The sequence below is a fragment of the Pseudomonas sp. genome (assembly GCF_051660785.1).
GTDB lineage: Bacteria > Pseudomonadota > Gammaproteobacteria > Pseudomonadales > Pseudomonadaceae > Aquipseudomonas.
The window spans coordinates 248,268-268,681 of sequence record NZ_JBOFQE010000089.1; the positions used below are offsets into that span (position 1 = coordinate 248,268).

At 59.7% G+C, this 20,414-nt stretch carries 15 protein-coding genes; 9 read left to right on the plus strand and 6 right to left on the minus strand.

What is annotated here, in order from left to right; all coding sequences use genetic code 11:
- The first annotated feature begins 91 nt into the window (after positions 1 to 91).
- The 3 genes from ACRC4F_RS25890 (at position 92) to ACRC4F_RS25900 (ending at position 2,713) form a co-directional block, all read left to right on the plus strand.
- Complete coding sequence (locus ACRC4F_RS25890) at positions 92 to 772, plus strand: heavy metal response regulator transcription factor (RefSeq protein WP_438661904.1); 681 nt, start codon at positions 92 to 94, stop codon at positions 770 to 772.
- Positions 772 to 2,115, plus strand: a complete 1,344-nt coding sequence (locus ACRC4F_RS25895; RefSeq protein ID WP_438661905.1) for a heavy metal sensor histidine kinase — start codon at positions 772 to 774, stop codon at positions 2,113 to 2,115. The genes ACRC4F_RS25890 and ACRC4F_RS25895 overlap by 1 nt, the downstream gene beginning before the upstream one ends.
- Positions 2,116 to 2,251: 136 nt before the next feature.
- Positions 2,252 to 2,713 (plus strand): hypothetical protein, encoded by a 462-nt coding sequence (locus ACRC4F_RS25900; RefSeq protein ID WP_438661906.1) that lies wholly within the window; start codon positions 2,252 to 2,254, stop codon positions 2,711 to 2,713.
- A gap of 134 nt (positions 2,714 to 2,847) precedes the next feature.
- Here ACRC4F_RS25900 and ACRC4F_RS25905 read toward each other — a convergent pair whose 3' ends face one another.
- The 3 genes from ACRC4F_RS25905 to ACRC4F_RS25915 form a co-directional block, all read right to left on the minus strand.
- Positions 2,848 to 4,092 (minus strand): lipoprotein-releasing ABC transporter permease subunit, encoded by a 1,245-nt coding sequence (locus ACRC4F_RS25905; RefSeq protein WP_438661907.1) that lies wholly within the window; start codon positions 4,090 to 4,092, stop codon positions 2,848 to 2,850.
- 65 nt (positions 4,093 to 4,157) lie between these two features.
- Positions 4,158 to 4,841: a lipoprotein-releasing ABC transporter ATP-binding protein LolD gene (lolD, locus tag ACRC4F_RS25910; protein ID WP_178082290.1), complete on the minus strand. Its 684-nt coding sequence runs from the start codon at positions 4,839 to 4,841 to the stop codon at positions 4,158 to 4,160.
- Positions 4,842 to 4,848: 7 nt separating this feature from the next.
- On the minus strand, positions 4,849 to 6,099 hold the full coding sequence (locus ACRC4F_RS25915) for a lipoprotein-releasing ABC transporter permease subunit (protein ID WP_109629005.1): 1,251 nt from the start codon (positions 6,097 to 6,099) through the stop codon (positions 4,849 to 4,851).
- A gap of 94 nt (positions 6,100 to 6,193) precedes the next feature.
- Here ACRC4F_RS25915 and ACRC4F_RS25920 point away from each other — a divergent pair, with 94 nt between their 5' ends.
- Both ACRC4F_RS25920 and ACRC4F_RS25925 read left to right on the plus strand, forming a co-directional pair.
- Positions 6,194 to 6,772: a PilZ domain-containing protein gene (locus ACRC4F_RS25920; RefSeq protein WP_438661908.1), complete on the plus strand. Its 579-nt coding sequence runs from the start codon at positions 6,194 to 6,196 to the stop codon at positions 6,770 to 6,772.
- Between the two features lie 14 nt (positions 6,773 to 6,786).
- On the plus strand, positions 6,787 to 7,509 hold the full coding sequence (locus ACRC4F_RS25925) for a glycerophosphodiester phosphodiesterase (protein WP_438661909.1): 723 nt from the start codon (positions 6,787 to 6,789) through the stop codon (positions 7,507 to 7,509).
- Between the two features lie 42 nt (positions 7,510 to 7,551).
- On the opposite strand, the gene sthA is transcribed toward ACRC4F_RS25925, so the two are convergent.
- Together sthA and ACRC4F_RS25935 are read right to left on the minus strand one after the other, a co-directional pair.
- Entirely contained in the window at positions 7,552 to 8,946 is a 1,395-nt protein-coding gene (gene sthA / locus ACRC4F_RS25930) for a Si-specific NAD(P)(+) transhydrogenase (protein ID WP_007907752.1), read from the minus strand.
- A 207-nt stretch (positions 8,947 to 9,153) separates the two neighbouring features.
- Positions 9,154 to 10,203 (minus strand): FAD:protein FMN transferase, encoded by a 1,050-nt coding sequence (locus tag ACRC4F_RS25935; protein ID WP_438661910.1) that lies wholly within the window; start codon positions 10,201 to 10,203, stop codon positions 9,154 to 9,156.
- Between the two features lie 134 nt (positions 10,204 to 10,337).
- Between ACRC4F_RS25935 and ACRC4F_RS25940 the strand changes: the two genes are divergently transcribed.
- Complete coding sequence (locus ACRC4F_RS25940; RefSeq protein WP_438661911.1) at positions 10,338 to 11,636, plus strand: MFS transporter; 1,299 nt, start codon at positions 10,338 to 10,340, stop codon at positions 11,634 to 11,636.
- A 170-nt stretch (positions 11,637 to 11,806) separates the two neighbouring features.
- Here ACRC4F_RS25940 and ACRC4F_RS25945 read toward each other — a convergent pair whose 3' ends face one another.
- Positions 11,807 to 13,270 carry a glyceraldehyde-3-phosphate dehydrogenase gene (locus ACRC4F_RS25945; protein ID WP_438661912.1) on the minus strand — a complete coding sequence of 488 codons (1,464 nt, stop codon included), beginning with the start codon at positions 13,268 to 13,270 and terminating at the stop codon, positions 11,807 to 11,809.
- Positions 13,271 to 13,633: 363 nt separating this feature from the next.
- On the opposite strand from ACRC4F_RS25945, the gene mfd reads away from it, so the two are divergent.
- From mfd to ACRC4F_RS25960, 3 genes are read left to right on the plus strand one after another with little or no spacing between them, the layout of a single operon-like run.
- Positions 13,634 to 17,083 (plus strand): transcription-repair coupling factor, encoded by a 3,450-nt coding sequence (gene mfd / locus ACRC4F_RS25950; protein WP_438661913.1) that lies wholly within the window; start codon positions 13,634 to 13,636, stop codon positions 17,081 to 17,083.
- A gap of 10 nt (positions 17,084 to 17,093) precedes the next feature.
- Positions 17,094 to 17,660: a CsiV family protein gene (locus ACRC4F_RS25955; RefSeq protein ID WP_438661914.1), complete on the plus strand. Its 567-nt coding sequence runs from the start codon at positions 17,094 to 17,096 to the stop codon at positions 17,658 to 17,660.
- A gap of 10 nt (positions 17,661 to 17,670) precedes the next feature.
- Complete coding sequence (locus ACRC4F_RS25960) at positions 17,671 to 20,364, plus strand: SNF2-related protein (protein WP_438661915.1); 2,694 nt, start codon at positions 17,671 to 17,673, stop codon at positions 20,362 to 20,364.
- The last annotated feature ends 50 nt before the right edge of the window (positions 20,365 to 20,414 follow it).

Sequence of the window (20,414 nt, forward strand, 5' to 3'; positions counted from 1 at the left end):
ACCTGACAGCCAGATTACAACTTTGTCAGGTTGGCCTGTATCAATGCTGCCCACGGTATAAAGCGTTCGTTCCATTTGCCCCGAGTTGCCCATGAAGCTGCTGATCGTCGAAGACCAACCGAAAACCGGCCATTACCTGCGCCAGGGCCTGACCGAGGCCGGGTTCAACACCGAGCTGGCGGCCGACGGCAACACAGGGCAACAACTGGCCTTGAGTGGCGATTACGCGCTGTTGATCCTTGATGTGATGCTACCCGGCCGCGATGGCTGGCAAATTCTGCAAGCGGTGCGCGGTGCCGGTCTGGATACGCCGGTACTTTTTCTGACGGCGCGGGATGCGGTGGAGGACAGAGTTCACGGCCTCGAACTGGGTGCCGACGATTACCTGGTCAAACCATTCGCCTTCTCCGAGTTACTGGCGCGGGTCCGCAGCCTGTTACGACGCGGCAGCGCTTCGCCTCAGGAAACCAGCCTGCAATTGGCCGATCTTCGACTGGACCTGATCCGTCGTCGGGTCGAACGCAGTGGTCAGCGCATCGACCTGACTGCCAAGGAGTTCGCCCTGCTGGAAATGCTCCTGCGACGCCAGGGCGAAGTCCTGCCCAAATCGCTGATCGCCTCCCAGGTCTGGGACATGAATTTCGACAGCGACACCAATGTCATCGAGGTCGCGATTCGCCGTTTACGGCTGAAGATCGACGATGAATTCCCCAACAAGCTGATTCATACCGTACGCGGCATGGGTTATGTCCTTGAAGAGCGCCCCGCCTGATGCGTCGACTTTCGCTGAGCAGTCGTCTGGCGCTGCTATTTGCGGCCTGTACCGCTGTGGTTTCATTGTTTGCCGGGGTGTTATTCAGTCGCGCCAGCGAGGCGCATTTCATCGAACTGGACCAGCAACTGCTGGACGGCAAGTTGATTGGTTTGCGCCGTGCGCTGCACGACGTTCAGTCGAGTGAAAGCGAGGTCAGACTGGCGGATGAGCTGAGCCAACAAGCGGATCTGTCGCTGCGAATCACCGGCAGCGATGGCCAGCGCTGGTATGACAGCTCGGCGCGCCTTCCGGAAAAGCTGCCACACATACCGGGGTTGTCCACGCTGAACGACGGCGGCACCGATTATCGGGTGCTGAATGCGCCGTTGTTTGTCGACCGTCCCGACTCACCGCAACTGACCCTGCTCCTGGACATCACCCATCACCAACACTTTCTGCAACGCATGCAGCACCTGATCTGGCTGACCGTCGGTTTGTCCGCCCTGGCCACCGCGTTACTCGGTGCATGGGCGGCGCGCAGTGGCTTGCGTCCGTTGCGGAGCATGAGTGCGATTGCCAGCAGCGTATCGGCGCAATCGCTCAATGCCCGACTGCCCGAAGAGAATATGCCGTCGGAACTCACGGAATTGGCCCACAGCTTCAACGCCATGCTCGGACGCCTGGACGACTCTTTCCAGCGACTCTCGGCCTTCTCTGCCGACATCGCCCATGAACTGCGCACGCCACTGTCGAATCTGCTGACCCATACGCAGGTCACCCTCACCCGTCCTCGACCTATCGAGGACTACCGCGAAGCGCTGCACAGCAATCTCGAAGAACTGCAATGGATGGCACAACTGGTCAACGACATGCTGTACCTGGCCAAGGCTGACCATGGGTTGCTGACGCCCAAGCGGGAATCGTTGGAGCTGGCGGAAGAAGTGGATGTGTTGCTGGAATTTTTTGCGCCGCTGGCTGAAGACTCCCGGGTGACGATGAGCCGCGAGGGCAACGCGCAGATGGAGGGTGACCGCAGCATGTTGCGTCGGGCGCTGTCCAATTTGCTGGATAACGCGTTGCGGTTTACGCCGCAGGAAGGGCACGTTCGGGTTCGAATCGTTGAAAACGCGCAAAGCCTGAGGATGGACATAGAAAACACCGGTATCGGTATTCCCCAAACACAGCTACCACGACTGTTTGATCGTTTCTATCGCGCCGACCCGGCACGGCGGGAAGGCAGCAGTGAACACGCCGGCCTGGGACTGGCAATAACACGTTCCATCGTCCGCGCTCATGGCGGCGATATTACCTGTACCTCCGACTCGCAGTGGACTTCATTCACAATACGATTCGATAAGTAATAACTAATTACCAAGCAGCAACAAAACATAAAATTACAAACATCACCCAACTTCAAGCACCCAACCCATCTTCGCTGACATATAGTTACCCCCCCCTGACAAGGGACAACTAACAACTTACCTCAAGAAGAAGATCATGGAAGACACAACACTCGCTACATCGGAAATTAAAACATCTACCCAAAGCACTTTTAAATCAACGCTGGAAAAGCGCGGAGCATTTCTGGACGATCAGCCTCGCATCGCTGTCCTTGCCGGAGGCGGATTAGCCCTCACAGCCTCACAACGCAACCGCCAAGCGCCCCACGATCAAATGTTCTACATTGGTCTGGATCCAGCCATTCGCACCGGCACACACACTATTCCCGGGCCGATGATTAAAAATCTGGTTTACCAGGAAAGAGACGAGGGAATCATCGAAGGGGATCAGTGGACTTTGTTCAACGCAACTAGCGGGACAATGAAACTGGAATTGGACCCGGCAAACAAACGCTTTAAAGCAACGTGTACTTTTACGCTCAAGAACAAGGAAAATGTAACGCTAACTGGATCGGCTGAAATGAATGTCGCTTACAACAGTTGGCCAACTGCAATTTGATCAACTAAGAATCGCGTTAAAAGTACCCCCCATCGCCAGCAAGCTCGCTTCCACACCTGTCCGATATTGACATCAGATCAGATGTGGGAACGAGCCTGCTCCGGGCGGCGATCCGACGAAGGCGGTATCAGGGCTTACGAATAACGCAACGCGTGAGCCGGCTCAATCTTCGCCGCCCGCCACGCCGGGTAAACCGTGGCCAGGAAGCTCAAGACGAACCCTGCCGAGCAGATCAACAACACATCCCCGCCTTGCAACTCCGACGGCAAGTTACTGACGAAATACACATCGGAACTGAAGATGTGCTGGCCACTGACCCGCTCCATCCAGCCCACCAGCTCACTGACGTTCAGCGCCGCAATCACGCCGAGCACGCCCCCGATCAAAGTGCCGACCACCCCGATCACTGTGCCCTGGACCATGAAGATCGCCATGATCTGTCGCGGTGTAGCGCCGATGGTACGCAGGATCGCGATGTCCGCGCCCTTGTCGTTCACCACCATGATCAATGTTGCGATGATATTGAACGCCGCCACAGCAACGATCATCAGCAACAGCAGGCCGATCATGGTTTTTTCCATCTTCATCGCGCTGAACAGACTGCCCTGCGTGTGAGTCCAGTCGTCAGCCCTGTAGGCAGTGCCCAGCGCGCCGGCAACATCACTGGAGACCTTCGGCGCCGCGTACAAATCCTTCACCGCCAAACGCACGCTCTGGACCTGGTTCGGTTCCCAGTGCTGCATCTGCGCGGCATCGGCGACGTGGATCAGCGCCATCGAGCCATCCAGCTCGGCGCCGACCTTGAACACGCCGACTACGTTCAGCCGCTGCATGCGCGGGGTAATCCCCCCCGGTGCGTTACTGACTTCCGGCACGATCAGGGTGATCTTGTCGCCGACATTCAGGCGGAAACGCCGCGCGGTGATCTCGCCGATCACCACGCCGAACTCGCCCGGTTTCAACGCATCGAGACGGCCCTGAACGATGTGCTGCGCGACGATCGAGACCTTGCCTTCCAACGCCGGATCAACACCGCTGACCTGAATTGGCTGCATCGTGCCTTTGTAGGAGAGCATGCCTTCCATCTCGGTGAACGGTACGGCGGCAGTGACTTCCGGATTTTTCATCGCGGCGGCGGCCACGGGCTGCCAGTCGTCGATCGGTTTCACGCCGACGATGGTCGCGTGCGGCACCATGCCGAGGATGCGCGAGCTCATTTCGCGCTGGAAGCCGTTCATCACCGACAGCACCACGATCATCGCCAGCACGCCCAGGGCGAGGCCGATCATCGAAGTCATCGAGATGAAGGAAACAAAGCGATTGCGGCGCTTGGCGCGGGTATAGCGCGTGCCGATAAAGATCGATAACGGTCTGAACATTCGCTGGGGCACCGTATAAAAATAAAAGACCCGACGCACTGTTCAGCACGCCGGGTTTCGGCCAATCAGATGGGCGTAAGGCAACCTTCCTGCAAATGCAGGACGCGATCCATCTGGCGAGCCAGGTTCATGTCGTGAGTCACCACCAGGAACGCCGTACGCATCGAGGTGCTGAGTTCCAGCATCAAATCCTGAATGCCTTGGGCGGTGTGGGAGTCGAGGTTGCCGGTCGGCTCGTCGAGCATCACCAGGCCTGGCTTGTTCACCAGGGCGCGGGCGATGGCCACGCGTTGGCGTTCGCCACCGGACAATTCCGCCGGTTTGTGTTCCAGGCGATGGCCCAGTCCAACCCGCTCCAGCAACGCCGTTGCACGCTGACGCGCTTCGGGGATTGCGGTCTTGCCGATCAGCAGCGGCATGCAGACGTTTTCCAGCGCAGTGAACTCAGGCAGCAAATGGTGGAACTGGTACACGAAACCCAGCGACCGGTTGCGCAACAGACCGCGATTCTTCTCGCTCAGGGCCGACAGCTCTTCGCCGTCGAGCCAGACGCTGCCCTTGGTCGGCGTGTCGAGACCGCCCAACAAGTTGAGCAAGGTACTTTTGCCCGATCCCGAGGTGCCAACAATCGCCACGCGCTCACCCGGATGCAACTCCAGCTGCAGGCCGGCCAACACTTCTACCGATTCCGGGCCTTCCTCATAGGATTTGCCCAGGTCGCGGCAGCTCAAGATTGCTTTATCACTCATACCCAACTCACTCATAACGTAGCGCCTCCGCAGGCTGGGTGCGCGCGGCACGCCAGGCTGGATACAGGGTGGCGAGGAAACTCAGGACCAACGCGGCGGCGCAGACCATCAATACATCCTGGCTCTGCACTTGCGACGGCAGGTAATCGATGAAGTACACGTCGGCGTTGAGGAACTTGTGGCCGATCAACCCTTCGAGGGCCGAGATCGCGGCGCTGACGTTCAGCGCGGCGAAGATCCCGACCACCGCGCCGATCAGCGTACCAATCACACCAATGACCGTGCCCTGGACCATGAAGATGGCCATGATCTGCCCTGGCGTGGAGCCCAGGGTGCGCAGAATCGCGATGTCGCCCTTCTTGTCGTTCACCACCATCACCAGCGTGGAAATGATGTTGAACGCGGCGACGGCGACGATCAGCAGCAGCAACAGGCCGATCATGGCTTTTTCCATGCGAATCGCCTGATACAGGTTGCCGTGAGTGCGCGTCCAGTCGCGGGCATAGAAATGGTCTTCGCCGAGTTGCTGGGCAATATTCCACGCGGTGCGCGGCGCCTGGAACAGGTCGTCGAACTTCAGGCGGATGCCCTGGACCTGATCCGGCTTCCAGCGGTGCAGCTTTGCCAGATCCTGCAGGTTGGTCACGCCCAGATACCCGTCGATCTCACCGGCGCCGACATGGAAGATGCCGACCACGGTAAAGCGCTTCATGCGCGGGAACATCCCGGCCGGGGTCACGGTGACTTCCGGCGCGACGAAGGTCAGCTTGTCGCCGATGGCCGCGCCGAGCTTGGCGGCCGCCTTGTCGCCGATGACGATGCCGAAACTGCCCGGCGTGAGGTCGTCGAGTTTGCCCTGCTGCATGAAGTTATCAATGATCGAGACCTGGCGTTCCAGCGCAGGGTCGATGGCATTGAGCAGGACTTTGGAGACCTTGCCGTTGTTGGTCAGCAAACCCTGCATCTGGGTAAACGGCGCAACGGCCGTCACTTGCGGGTTCTGCTTGACCTTGGCGGCCAGGCTTTGCCAGTCGCTGATCGGTTCACCGGACTCGATGGTCGCGTGGGGCACCATGCCCAGCACGCGGGTGCGCATCTCATGATCGAAGCCGTTCATGACCGACAGCACGACGATCATCACGACCACGCCGAGGGCGAGTCCGATCATCGAGGTCAGGGAAATGAATGACACAAAATGATTGCGACGCTTTGCACGGGTATAACGCGTGCCAATAAATACGAAGAGAGGTCTGAACATGTCGGGGCTTGTTCGGAGGGAAAAGGAACGTCCTTGTGGCGGGGGTCGATAACCAGCTTTACACTCAGACCACCGCCGCTACCATGGGTTCGCCATGTCGACATTAGATGAAGAAGATCGCCGCGAATACTACCGTATCGAGGACACGATCGCACTGGAAATTCGGCCCCTGTCCGCTCCCGAAGCCGCAGGCCAGGAAGTGTTGCAGGATGCTTCCCCACTGTTCAACTTGCTCAGCGAGCTGCACCTGAGCGAATTCGAGTCGCAACACCTGCTGCGCCAGATCAGCGAGCGCGACCGCAACCTCGCGGCATTCCTGAAATCCCAGAACAAACGCATCGATCTGCTGAGCCAGGTGATCGCCATCACCGTGCTCGGGCAGATCGGCGAGCCGCAGCCGGTGATCATTTCCGAAGGCGGCATCGAATTTCAGTACCCGACGCCCATCGCCGTGGGCGCGCACCTGTCGGTCAAACTGGTATTGATGCCGCAAGCCCTCGGCCTGTTGCTGCGGGCCAAGGTCACGCATTGCGATCGCAAGGCTGGCGCCTACGATGTCGGCACCGAGTTCGAATATCCGACCGACGCCCAGCGCCAATTGCTCGCCCGCTACATTTTGCAGAAGCAGGCCCAGGAACGACGTCTGGCCCGCGAAAACGAATCAGGCATTTAAATTAAGGAAGAACCGTGACCCTCATCTACGGCCATCGCGGCGCCAAGGGCGAAGCACCGGAAAACACGCTGACCAGTTTTCAGCAATGCCTCAAGCACGGCGTTCGCCGCTGCGAACTGGACCTGCACCTGTCCATGGACAACGAGTTGATGGTCATCCACGACCCGACGCTCAAGCGCACCACCGACCGGCGCGGCAAGGTCGTCGAGCACACGGCGGCCGATCTGGTGACCTACGACGCACGCAAGGGAGGCCCGGGCTGGGTCAAGCCCTGTCCGATTCCGACACTGGAAGAACTGTTCGAGAAATGCGATTTCGAGCACTGGCAGCTGGAAGTCAAAAGCGCCTCACGCACCCGCGCCGCGACGACCGTGCTGGCGATTCGCGAAATGGCCCAGCGTTTCGGCCTGCTCGACAAGGTCACGATCACGTCGAGTTCACGTGAAGTATTGAAAGCCGCACTTGACCTGGTGCCGGACGTGTCCCGCGGCCTGGTGGCCGAGTATGCGTGGCTCGACCCGTTGAAGGTCGCGCAAAGTTATGGCTGTGAGATTCTGGCGCTGAACTGGACCCTGTGTACGCCGGAACGCCTGCAGAAGGCGCAGCGTCAGGGGCTGCATGTGTCGGTATGGACAGTCAACGAGCCCGCGCTGATGCGCAGACTCGCCGACTTCGGCGTTGACAGCCTGATTACAGACTTTCCCGGTTTGGCCAGCGCCACCCTCGAGAATTGCTGAAATCGGTCTCCCCGGCCGGCTCAGGCCACCGGCCGGAGCCGCTCAAAAAAGCCGGTTGAGGCCATCGTATGCCGCTACCCGATAGGCTTCGGCCATGGTCGGGTAGTTGAACGTCGTGTTGACGAAATACTTCAGCGTGTTCAGTTCGCCCGGCTGGCTCATGATCGCCTGACCGATGTGCACGATCTCCGACGCCTGATAACCGAAGCAGTGAACGCCCAGCACTTCCAGGGTCTCGCGGTGGAACAGGATTTTCAGCATGCCCTGAGGCTCGCCGGCAATCTGTGCACGCGCCATGCTCTTGAAGAACGCCTTGCCCACTTCGTACGGCACCTTGGCCTGGGTCAGCTCCTGCTCGTTCTTGCCGATCGAGCTGATCTCCGGAATGGTGTAGATGCCGGTCGGCACGTCATTCACGAAGCGCCAGCTGTTGTTATCGACGATGCTGCCAGCGGCCGAACGACCCTGGTCATGCGCGGCACTGGCCAGGCTCGGCCAGCCGATCACGTCACCGGCACCGTAAATGTTCGGTACGCAGGTGCGATAGGCTTCGTCGACTTCGATCTGGCCACGGCTGTTGACCTTCACGCCGATGTTTTCCAGACCCAGCTGATCGGTGTTGCCGGTACGGCCGTTGCACCAGAGCAAGGCGTCGGCCTTGATTTTCTTGCCGGACTTGAGGTGGAGGATCACGCCGTTGTCCACGCCTTCGACGCGGTCGTAGTCTTCGTTGTGGCGAACCGTGATGTTGTTGTTGCTGAAGTGATAGCTCAGGGCCTGGGAAATTTCAGAGTCGAGGAAGCTCAGCAACTGACCGCGGTTGTCCACCAGCTCAACCAGTACACCCAGGCCACTGAAGATCGAGGCGTACTCGCAACCGATCACGCCGGCGCCGTAAACGATGAGTTTGCGCGGGGTGTGGCCGAGGCTGAGGATCGTGTCGCTATCGTAGATACGCGGGTGATGGAAATCGATGTCCGCCGGGCGATAAGGACGCGAGCCGGTGGCGATGATGATGTGCTTGGCCACCAGTTTTTCGACCACGCCGTTGGCGCAGACCACTTCGATGGTTTGCTCGTCGGCGAAGCTGCCGGTGCCGAAGAACACGTCGACGCGGTTACGGGCGTAGTAGCCGGTGCGCGAAGCGACTTGTTTGGAAATGACTTTTTCGGCGCTTTTCAGCACGTCCGGGAACGAGAACCAGCGCGGCTCACCAATGGCCCGGAACATCGGGTTGGTGTTGAACTGCATGATCTGCCGGACCGAGTGACGCAGTGCCTTGGACGGGATGGTACCCAGGTGGGTGCAGTTGCCGCCGACCTGGCGACGGCTATCGACCATCGCCACCTTGCGCCCTGCCTTGGCGGCGTTCATTGCCGCGCCTTCTCCCGCCGGGCCGGAACCCAGTACCACCACGTCGTAGTTGTAGACAGCCATGCGTACTCCTCAGAACAGGCCGCGGCGCCCTCGGCACCTGCGGCTAAATCACGCCGATCTGTGGCGTGAAGGAACAATTTGGGGCCAATGCAGAACCCGGACACAGTCTATAGAAGCGTCAACGCCGGGCACATTAACCCTTGGTCGCGTCGTAGGCTAGTTTTGCCTGCACTACAACGCCAGTCTTCAATGCGCGAACCATCGCAATCATTCGGTTTTGCCGCCACTGAGGCGCTCAAAAGCCTGATTGGTGCGTGTGACGAAACCTGTATCGGCACGGATCACAAAAAATGCGCCGATATCGTGTTTTTCTGCGTAGTCCCAACCGCGCTCCGGGCCAAGAATCAGCAACAGCGTCGATAAGCCATCGGCCATCAGCGCTGAAGGATTAATTACCGTGACTGACGCCAGGGTGTGTGAGACCGGCGCACCGGTGCGGGCATCGAAGGTGTGGGAATAACGCTTGCCGTCCTGCTGAAAATAATTGCGGTAGTCGCCGGAGGTGGACAGGCCGTAGCCGTCGACCGCGAGGATTTTTTGCGCGACTTGCTGATCGTCGCGGGGCTCTTCCAGCGCGATTTTCCAGGCCGATCCATCGAGTTTTTTGCCCGCAGCCTTGAGCTCGCCGGTGACTTCGGCCAGGTAATTATGGATACCCAACGCTTCGAGTTTTCCGGCAATGGTGTCGACGGCGTACCCGGCTGCGATGCTGTTGAAGTCGACTTCGACGGCGGCATCCTTGCACAGCTGGTCGCGGTCGATGCGCAGGTGTTGGTAGCCGACGCGCTGCCTGACTTCGGCGAGCGCCTGGGCAGCGGGGACTTTTTCCTCACGGGCCTGCGGACCGAAACCCCAGAGGTTGAGCAGCGGTTCAACCGTCAGGTCGTAGGAGCCTTCACTTTGTTCCGAGAGTTGCTCGCCGACACGGATCAGCTTGAGGATCGACGCGGGCATTTTCTGACAGCGATGGGCCGGGAGATCGTTGAAACGTTCGATGTCTGAGTCGCTGCGGTAGGTGGACATTTGCTGATCGACGTCGGCGAGGATTTTTTCCACTTCGGCCTGCACCGCTTTCGGCCCGGGCGTGGCGGAATGTCTTACGTATTGAATGGAATAACGACTGCCCATGGTCGGGCCGTCGAAGCGCTCCAGGCTTTCGCCGCTGCCACAACCGGACAAAACGCCGGCCAGCACCACAAGTCCACTCCACCGTCCAGTTAACAAATCTTCATCTCCCCTCAAAACCGCGCCCGCCATTATGGGCCTCAGAGCGCATGGGCGCGAGGTCTGCCAGTGCCTGTCAGCAAGGCGCAAAACCTGAGGGAGCAAGCCGGTCTCGCGCCCTCAGGTCCGGCGTTTCAAACAAGATTTACCAGCGTGAGTACCTGCACATGTCTTCCAATACGAGCAAAGGCAAAGCGATTTTTCGCGTTGTCAGCGGTAACTTTCTCGAAATGTTCGACTTTATGGTCTACGGCTTTTACGCCACGGCCATCGCCAAAACCTTCTTCCCCGCCGACAGCGCTTTCGCTTCCCTGATGTTGTCGCTGGCCACGTTCGGTGCCGGCTTCCTGATGCGCCCTTTGGGGGCGATTTTCCTCGGCGCCTATATCGACCGTCATGGTCGCCGCAAAGGCCTGATCATCACCCTGGCGATGATGGCGGCCGGTACGGTGCTGATCGCGTGCGTGCCGGGTTACGCCACCCTCGGCGTCGCCGCACCGCTGCTCGTTCTATTCGGCCGACTGCTGCAAGGCTTCTCGGCCGGCGTGGAATTGGGCGGTGTGTCGGTTTACCTGGCGGAGATCTCCACACCTGGCCGCAAGGGCTTCTTTGTCAGTTGGCAGTCCGCCAGTCAGCAGGCCGCGGTGGTATTTGCCGGGCTGTTGGGCGTCGGTTTGAACCACTGGCTCAGCCCCGAAGAAATGGGTGACTGGGGCTGGCGCGTACCGTTCCTGATCGGCTGCATGATTGTGCCGGTGATCTTCGTGATTCGTCGTTCGCTGGAAGAAACGCCGGAGTTCCAGGCGCGCAAGCACCGCCCAACCCTGCGGGAAGTCGTCCGCTCGATCAGCCAGAACTTTGGCATCGTCATCGCCGGCATGGCGCTGGTGGTGATGACCACGGTGTCGTTCTACCTGATTACCGCCTACACCCCGACCTTCGGCAAAGCCGAACTGCACCTGTCCGACCTGGATGCGTTGCTGGTGACGGTGTGCATCGGGTTGTCGAACTTCTTCTGGCTGCCGGTGATGGGCGCTGTGTCCGACAAGATCGGGCGTAAACCCCTACTTCTGGCGGCGACGATTCTGGCGATCCTGACGGCCTATCCTGCCCTGTCGTGGCTGGTGGCGAACCCGAGTTTCAGCCATTTGCTGATCGTCGAGTTGTGGCTGTCGTTCCTGTATGGCTCGTACAACGGGGCGATGGTCGTGGCGCTGACCGAAATCATGCCAGTGGAAGTTCGTACCACCGGTTTCTCGTTGGCCTACAGTCTGGCGACTGCAACGTTCGGCGGGTTTACGCCGGCGGCGTGTACGTACCTGATTCATGTGCTGGATAACAAGGCTGCACCGGGGATCTGGCTCAGTGGCGCGGCGGTGTTGGGGTTGATTGCGACGCTGGTGTTGTTCAAAGGCAATCGGCATGAATTGCGGACGGCGCAGGCTGCTGTGGCTGGCGGCGCCTGACAGGACGCCATCGCTAGCAGGCTAGCTCCCACAGGGAGCTTGTGACGCCACAGATTCAGTGTGGGAGCTAGCCTGCTAGCGATGAGGCCCGACCTGAAGACGCGGAAAAAAGCCTGCACAAACAAAAACGCCCCGACATATGTCGGGGCGTTTTCATGTGCAGCTAAAGCTTAGCGCGGGAATGCTGGCGGGTTTACACCGGCCATGTCTTCCATCACGCGAACCACCTGGCAGCTGTAACCGAATTCGTTGTCGTACCAAACGTACAGAACAACGCGGTTGTCTTGGGTGATGGTTGCTTCAGCATCCACAACGCCTGCGTGGCGCGAGCCAACGAAGTCGGTGGAAACCACTTCCTGCGAATTGACGAAGTCGATTTGCTTATGCAGATCGGAGTGCAGCGCCATGTAGCGCAGGTACTCGTTCATCTCTTCACGGGTGGCGGCTTTCTCAAGGTTCAGGTTGAGAATGGCCATCGACACGTTTGGCGTCGGAACGCGGATCGCGTTACCGGTCAGCTTGCCGGCCAGCTCAGGCAGGGCCTTGGCAGCAGCGGTAGCAGCACCGGTCTCGGTGATCACCATGTTCAGCGCGGCGCTGCGGCCACGGCGATCGCCTTTGTGGAAGTTGTCGATCAGGTTCTGGTCGTTGGTGTACGAGTGAACGGTTTCGACGTGACCGTTGATGATGCCGAACTTGTCATTCACAGCCTTGAGCACCGGCACGATGGCGTTGGTGGTGCAAGAGGCGGCGGACACGATCTTGTCTTCAGCGGTGATTTCACTGTGGTTGATGCCGTGAACGATGTTCTTCAGCTTGCCTTTGCCAGGTGCGGTCAGAACAACGCGGTCGATACCCGGGCACGCCAGGTGCTGACCCAGGCCATCGGCGTCACGCCATACGCCGGTGTTGTCCACCAGCAGCGCGTCTTTGATGCCGTACTGGGTGTAATCCACTTCAGTCGGGTTTTTCGCGTAGATAACCTGGATCAGGTTGCCGTTGGCGGTAATGGTGTTGTTTTCTTCGTCGATGGTGATGGTGCCGTTGAACGAACCATGTACCGAATCGCGGCGCAGCAGGCTGGCACGCTTGGTCAGGTCGTTTTCGGCGCCCTTGCGCACCACGATGGCACGCAGACGCAGACCGTCGCCACCACCGGTTTTCTCGATCAGGATGCGCGCCAGCAGACGGCCGATACGACCGAAGCCGTACAGCACGACATCGGTGCCTTTGCGAGCGGAAGCGTTTTGCTGACCAACCACGTCAGCCATTTCTTCACGGACGAACTGCTCGGCAGTGCGACCATTGCCTTCGACGCGGAATTTGTACGCCAACTTGCCCAGGTCTACCGAAGCAGCGCCGAGCTTGAGCTCGCTCATGGCTTTCAGCAGAGGGAATGTTTCGTGGACGGAGAGTTCGCTATCGTCGGAAGAACGATGGCGAGCAAAGCGGTGAGCTTTGAGAATCGCGATGACAGACTGGTTGATCAGGCTGCGGCCATAGATCGAGCTCACCACGTTGTTGTTGCGGTAGAGCTGACCGATAAGCGGAATCATCGCTTCTGCGAGTGCTTCACGGTCGATCCATTCACCAAGACACTGGTCGGGCTTCTGAGTCACGGGAACCTTCCACATGTAGGGGCAGAAAAAAGGGGCTACATTATGCCGCCGAGTGCCTCCCGTAGCAATGCGCGCCTGTCGTGCGACCGGTAACAATTTTCTGTTCAAAAAAATCACGCACCGCTCGAGCCCAGTAAAACCGCGGGTTTCAGCGCAGTCAATTTTTTGGAGACACCGCTGTCTTATCCGTAACCCTCCGTAACACTCGGTCGTTTTGCCACTACATAATCATCAATTTCCAGCAAAAAACCGGCAGATTTTGTCTTTACCACTACATTTCGCCAAACCTGCGTAATAGACACAGTCAGCAACTGACAGGCGGCACCCGGGGCCGCTACAATTACCGACTTTGTCGCAACGCTTGGAGCTCAACCTTCCGTGCCCGTTCTGCGTCTACCGCTTCTCCCTGCTGCGGCAGGTAAACAGCACTGGGGCAATCTGCCCGGTGCCGCCCTGAGCCTGGCCATCGCCGAGGCTGCCAGCGCTGCCAAGCGCTTTACCCTGCTGCTGACTGCCGACAGCCAAAGTGCCGAACGGCTGGAACAGGAGCTGAGTTTCTTCGCCCCGGATTTGCCCGTGCTGCATTTCCCGGACTGGGAAACCCTGCCCTACGATCTGTTTTCGCCCCACCAGGACATCATTTCCCAGCGTATCGCCGCCTTGTACAGGTTGCCGGAGCTGAGTCATGGCGTATTGGTCGTGCCGATCACCACGGCGCTGCATCGCCTCGCGCCGACCAAATTCCTGCTCGGCAGCAGCCTGGTGCTGGATGTTGGCCAGAAGCTCGACGTCGAGCAGATGCGCACCCGACTTGAAGCCAGTGGCTATCGCTACGTCGACACGGTGTACGAGCACGGCGAATTTACCGTCCGTGGATCGTTGATCGATCTGTTCCCGATGGGCAGTAAACTGCCCTTCCGTATCGACTTGTTCGACGACGAAATCGAGACGCTGCGTACCTTCGATCCGGAAAACCAGCGTTCAATCGACAAGGTCGACACCGTTCGTCTTCTGCCTGCGCGGGAATTCCCGCTGCAGAAAGACGCGGTGACCCGCTTCAAGGCGCGCTTCCGTGAGCGTTTTGATGTCGACTTCCGCCGCTGCCCGATCTTTCAGGATTTGAGCAGCGGGATTACACCGGCCGGTATCGAATACTACCTGCCACTGTTTTTCGACGAAACCTCGACACTGTTCGATTACCTGCCCCAGGACACGCAAGTGTTCTCCCTGCCGGGCATCGAACAGGCCGCAGAGAACTTCTGGAACGACGTGCGCAATCGCTACGAAGAGCGTCGCGTCGATCCGTCCCGTCCTTTATTGCCACCGGCCGAGTTGTTCCTGCCCGTGGAAGACTGCTTCGCCCGCCTGAAGAACTGGCCGCGCGTGGTGGCCAGTCAGCAAGACGTGGAAACCGGCGTTGGCCGCGAGCGCTTCCCGGCGCGTGAACTGCCGAACCTGGCCATCGAAGCCAAGGCCACCCAGCCATTGGCAGCGCTGGCCGGTTTCCTCGACGATTTCCCCGGACGCGTGTTGTTTACCGCCGAGTCCGCAGGCCGTCGTGAAGTGCTGCTGGAATTGCTCGAACGTCTGAAGCTGCGACCTAAAACCGTCGACAGCTGGCCGGATTTCGTCGCGAGCAAGGAACGCCTGGCGATCACCATTGCGCCGCTCGACGAAGGCCTGGTGCTCGACAACCCGGCCCTGGCCCTGGTGGCCGAAAGTCCGTTGTTCGGTCAGCGCGTGATGCAGCGCCGTCGCCGCGAAAAACGCGCCGACGCCAACAACGACGCAGTGATCAAGAACCTTACCGAGCTGCGCGAAGGTGCGCCGGTGGTGCACATCGATCACGGCGTCGGTCGCTACCTCGGGCTGGCGACCCTGGAAATCGACGATCAGGCTGCCGAGTTCCTGACCCTGCAATACGCCGAAGGCGCCAAGCTTTACGTGCCCGTGGCCAACCTGCACCTGATCGCCCGTTACACTGGTAGCGACGATGCCTTGGCCCCGCTGCATCGTCTCGGCTCCGAAACCTGGCAGAAAGCCAAACGCAAAGCGGCCGAACAGGTGCGCGACGTGGCGGCGGAATTGCTCGACATCTATGCCCGTCGCGCCGCTCGCGAAGGTTACGCCTTCGAAGACCCTAAAGCCGATTACGCGACGTTCAGCGCCGGCTTCCCGTTCGAAGAAACCCCGGACCAGCAAACCACCATCGATGCCGTGCGCGCCGACATGCTCGCGCCAAAACCGATGGACCGCCTGGTCTGCGGCGACGTCGGCTTCGGCAAGACCGAAGTGGCGATGCGCGCGGCCTTCATTGCGGTGCATGGCGGTCGTCAGGTGGCGATCCTGGTGCCGACCACCCTGCTCGCCCAACAGCATTACAACAGTTTCCGCGACCGCTTCGCCGACTGGCCGGTGAGCGTGGAAGTGATGAGCCGTTTCAAGTCGACCAAGGAAGTGAATGCCGCAGTCGCCGATCTCGCCGAAGGCAAGATCGACATCGTCATCGGCACGCACAAGCTGCTGCAGGACGACGTGAAGATCAAAAACCTCGGGCTGGTGATCATCGACGAAGAACACCGTTTTGGTGTTCGTCAAAAAGAACAGCTCAAGGCCCTGCGCAGTGAAGTCGACATCCTCACCCTGACCGCCACGCCGATTCCACGCACGCTGAACATGGCGGTGTCGGGCATGCGCGACCTGTCGATCATTGCCACGCCGCCGGCCCGTCGCCTGTCCGTGCGGACCTTCGTCATGGAGCAGAACAAGAGCACGGTCAAAGAGGCCCTGCTGCGTGAGTTGCTGCGCGGCGGTCAGGTCTACTACCTGCACAACGACGTGAAGACCATCGAGAAATGCGCCGCCGACCTCGCCGAACTGGTGCCGGAAGCGCGGATCGGCATCGGCCACGGGCAGATGCGTGAACGCGAACTCGAACAGGTGATGAGCGACTTCTACCACAAGCGCTTCAACGTGCTGATCGCCTCGACCATCATCGAGACCGGCATCGACGTGCCGAGCGCCAACACCATCATCATCGAGCGTGCCGACAAATTCGGCCTGGCGCAGCTGCACCAGTTGCGTGGCCGGGTTGGTCGCAGTCACCACCAGGCTTACGCTTATTTGCTGACGCCGCCGCGTCAGCAGATCACGCCAGACGCGGAAAAGCGTCTGGAAGCGATCGCCAACACCCAGGACCTCGGCGCGGGCTTCGTGCTCGCCACCAACGACCTGGAAATCCGCGGCGCCGGCGAATTGCTAGGCGACGGTCAGAGCGGGCAGATCCAGGCCGTCGGTTTCACCCTGTATATGGAAATGCTCGAGCGCGCGGTGAAATCGATCCGCAAGGGCGAACAACCGAACCTCGACCAGCCGCTGGGCGGTGGTCCGGAAGTCAATCTGCGCGTACCGGCGCTGATTCCCGAAGCCTACTTGCCGGACGTACATGCCCGACTGATTCTCTACAAACGCATTGCCTCGGCCACCGATGAGGAAGGCCTCAAGGACCTGCAAGTGGAGATGATCGACCGTTTCGGCCTGCTGCCGGAACCGACCAAAAACCTGATGCGCATCACGGCATTGAAGCTGCAAGCCGAACTGCTGGGCATCAAGAAAGTCGACGGCGGGCCGCAAGGCGGCCGGATCGAGTTCGCGGCGCAGACGCCGGTCGATCCGCTGACCCTGATCAAACTGATCCAGGGCCAGCCAAAACGCTACAAATTCGAAGGTGCCACGATGTTTAAATTCATGGTCCCGATGGAGCGCCCGGAAGAGCGCTTTAATACTGTAGAGGCGCTGCTTGAGTGCCTCATTCCAAAAACTGCTTGAAGGACGCCGCATGCGCCTGTTTCGTTTACTGACCTTGCTGACCACCCTGGTCGCCCCGACGGCGTTTGCCGATGACCTCTACCAGGTCGAAATGATCCTGGTGCGGCAGAACGCCGTGCCTGCCATTGTCAGCAAGGCCGCACCGGAAGACTGGGCGGCCGGTGCCCAGCGCATCAGTCCCGACAGCTTCCGCACACCGAGCCTGAATCCTGAAGTGGAAAAGCTCACCGCCAGCAATGAGTACTCGGTGTTGCTGCACAAGGCGTGGCAGCAACCGCTCGGTGAAGAACCCACTAAAGTCGCGATCAGCGAAGGCACCGAACAGTTCGGCCAGTTCCCGATCGAGGGCACACTGAGCTTGAAACTCGGACGCTTCACCGACGTCGACGCTGATTTCTGGGTCAACCAGATCGATGCCAACGGCATGGTCACCGCCAGCGAACGCCTGAAGCAGGAAAGCCACACCAAGAACGGCCAGCTGAACTTCCTCGACAACGGTCACCTGGCCCTGCTGATCAAGATCACCTCGCTGACCGCCCCGACACCTCGGCCAGTCCCCGATGAAATTCCGGACTGATTGAGTCCTTATGTCAGCGACCCTGAGCAAACCCCTGGCACCTTCATGGGTCAGCCGATTCAAGGAACAGAGCCTGGAGCGTGGCCGTCGCTACGCGCTGGAGAACCGCGTCAGGATCGTCGAGGCCGGCGATTCTACAATCATTGCCGCTTGCGAAGGCTCTGGCGGTAACGTTTACCGTCAGACCATTCGCCTGCGCGAGTCAGCCAAAGCGACGCTGCTGATGGTCGACGCCACATGCACGTGCCCGGTTCACGCCAACTGCAAGCATTGCGCAGCGGTGTTGCTGAAGGTGCAGGAAACCCTGGCCTATCCCGCCGCCGCACAAGACGCCGAACTGCTGGAAAAACTTCAAGCCGTGCTGGAAAACCGCAGCCCGAAGGCTCCGCCTCAAGTGCTTGTGGATAACGTGCAACCGGTGCCGCGCCTGTGGCTGGCGAGCATCGAGTTCAGCGCCTTCGAACCGCGCAATGGCAAGATGCAACGCTACATCCAGCATCGCGCGGCGCTGTCTTTCAGTTACCTCGATGAATACGTTTCCGGGCAGAAGAACGCCGACGTGCTGATTCGTCAGGAAACCCAGACGCTGCGGATAAAACGCCACCCGGAAGTCGAACAGACCTACAGGGAACAGCTGCGAATCCTCGGCTTCAAAGTCGCCACCCGCCAAAGCAAAGCCTTACCGGAGAGCGCCGGCGAACTCTATGAAATGGTCAACGACAGCGCCTGGCTGACCTTCACCCTCAACGAGCTGCCGAAGTTGCGCAGCCAGGGCTGGGAGCTTCAGATCGACGAGGATTTCGGTTTCGACCTGACCGCCGTGGACGACTGGTACGCCACCGTCGAGCAGGCACCGGAACGCGACTGGTTTGATCTGGAACTGGGGATCATCGTCAACGGCGAGCGCCTGAGTTTGCTGCCGATCCTGTTGAACCTGATGCGCTCCCACACCGAAATCCTCAATCCGGAACGCCTCGCCCGCCGGCGCGACGACGAACTGATTCTGGTGAACATCCCCAACCGCCCGAATTCCGAGCACGGCCCCTTGCAGGTCGCCCTGCCCTTCGGCCGGTTGAAACCGGTGCTGGCGACCCTTGGCGAGTTCTACCTGCAAGAGCCCGGCGAAACCACGCTGCGCCTGAGTAAAGCCGACGCCATACGCCTGAATCCGCTGGAAGACATGCCGCTGCTGTGGGAAGGCGGCGAGCAGATCCGCACCTTTGCCCAGCGTTTACGCGACATCAAGGACTACACCGCGATTGCGCCGGAAGGTTTGAACGCAACCTTGCGCCCGTATCAGCTGGAAGGCTTGAGCTGGATGCAGTCGTTGCGGCAGCTGGAAGTCGGCGGAATTCTTGCGGACGACATGGGCTTGGGTAAAACCCTACAGACGCTGGCGCATATGCTCAGCGAGAAAAACGCCGGACGCCTCGACCGTCCGTGCATGGTGGTGATGCCCACCAGCCTGATCCCTAACTGGCTCGACGAAGCCGCGCACTTCACGCCGCAACTCAATGTGCTGGCGCTGTACGGTGCCAGTCGCAAAAAGCATTTCGACAGCCTGGCCGATTACGACCTGATCCTGACCACCTATGCGTTGCTGCCCAAGGACGTCGAACGTCTGGCGGCTCAGCCACTGCACGTGCTGGTGCTGGACGAAGCGCAGTACATCAAAAACCCCAACAGCAAGGCAGCCCAGGCGGCCCGTGAGCTGAATGCGCGTCAGCGTCTGTGCCTGAGTGGCACGCCACTGGAAAACCACTTGGGTGAACTGTGGTCGCTGTTTCATTTCCTGCTGCCCGGCTGGCTCGGCGACGTTAAAAGCTTCAACCGCGATTACCGCGTGCCGATCGAAAAGCGCGCCAGTGAAGTCAGACTTCAGCACCTCAACGGTCGGATCAAACCGTTCCTGCTGCGCAGGACCAAGGAACAGGTGGCTACGGAACTGCCGCCGAAGACCGAAATCATCCATTGGGTCGAACTCAACGAAGCCCAGCGCGATGTGTACGAAACCATGCGTCTGGCGATGGACAAGAAAGTCCGCGACGAGATCACTCGCAAAGGCGTGGCGCGCAGCCAGATCATCATTCTTGAAGCGCTGCTGAAGCTGCGCCAGGTGTGCTGCGATCTGCGCCTGGTCAACGATGCCGCACTGCCGACGCGCGGCAGCACCTCGGGCAAGCTCGACAGCCTGATGGAAATGCTCGATGAGTTGTTTGAGGAAGGTCGGCGGATTCTGCTGTTTTCACAGTTCACATCGATGCTGGCGTTGATCGAGGTCGAACTGAAGAAACGCGGCGTTGAGTACGCGTTGCTGACGGGACAGACCCGCGACCGACGAGCGCCGGTGAAGGACTTCCAGAGCGGCAAACGTCAGATCTTTCTGATCAGCTTGAAGGCCGGCGGTGTTGGTTTGAACCTGACCGAGGCGGATACGGTGATTCACTATGATCCGTGGTGGAACCCGGCGACGGAAAACCAGGCGACTGACCGGGCGTATCGCATCGGCCAGGAGAAGCCGGTGTTCGTCTACAAGATGATTGCCCGTGGCACGGTGGAAGAGAAGATTCAACACCTGCAAAAGGAAAAATCCGACCTCGCGGCGGGCGTGCTGGATGGGCGCAAGACTGGCGACTGGAAGTTGCAGAGCGATGATATTGAAGCGTTGTTTGCGCCGTTGCCGGACAAGTTGGAAAAGCGCTGAGAGCGGCGGCGCCAGATAGATTGCTATCGCGGGCAAGCCCGCTCCCACAG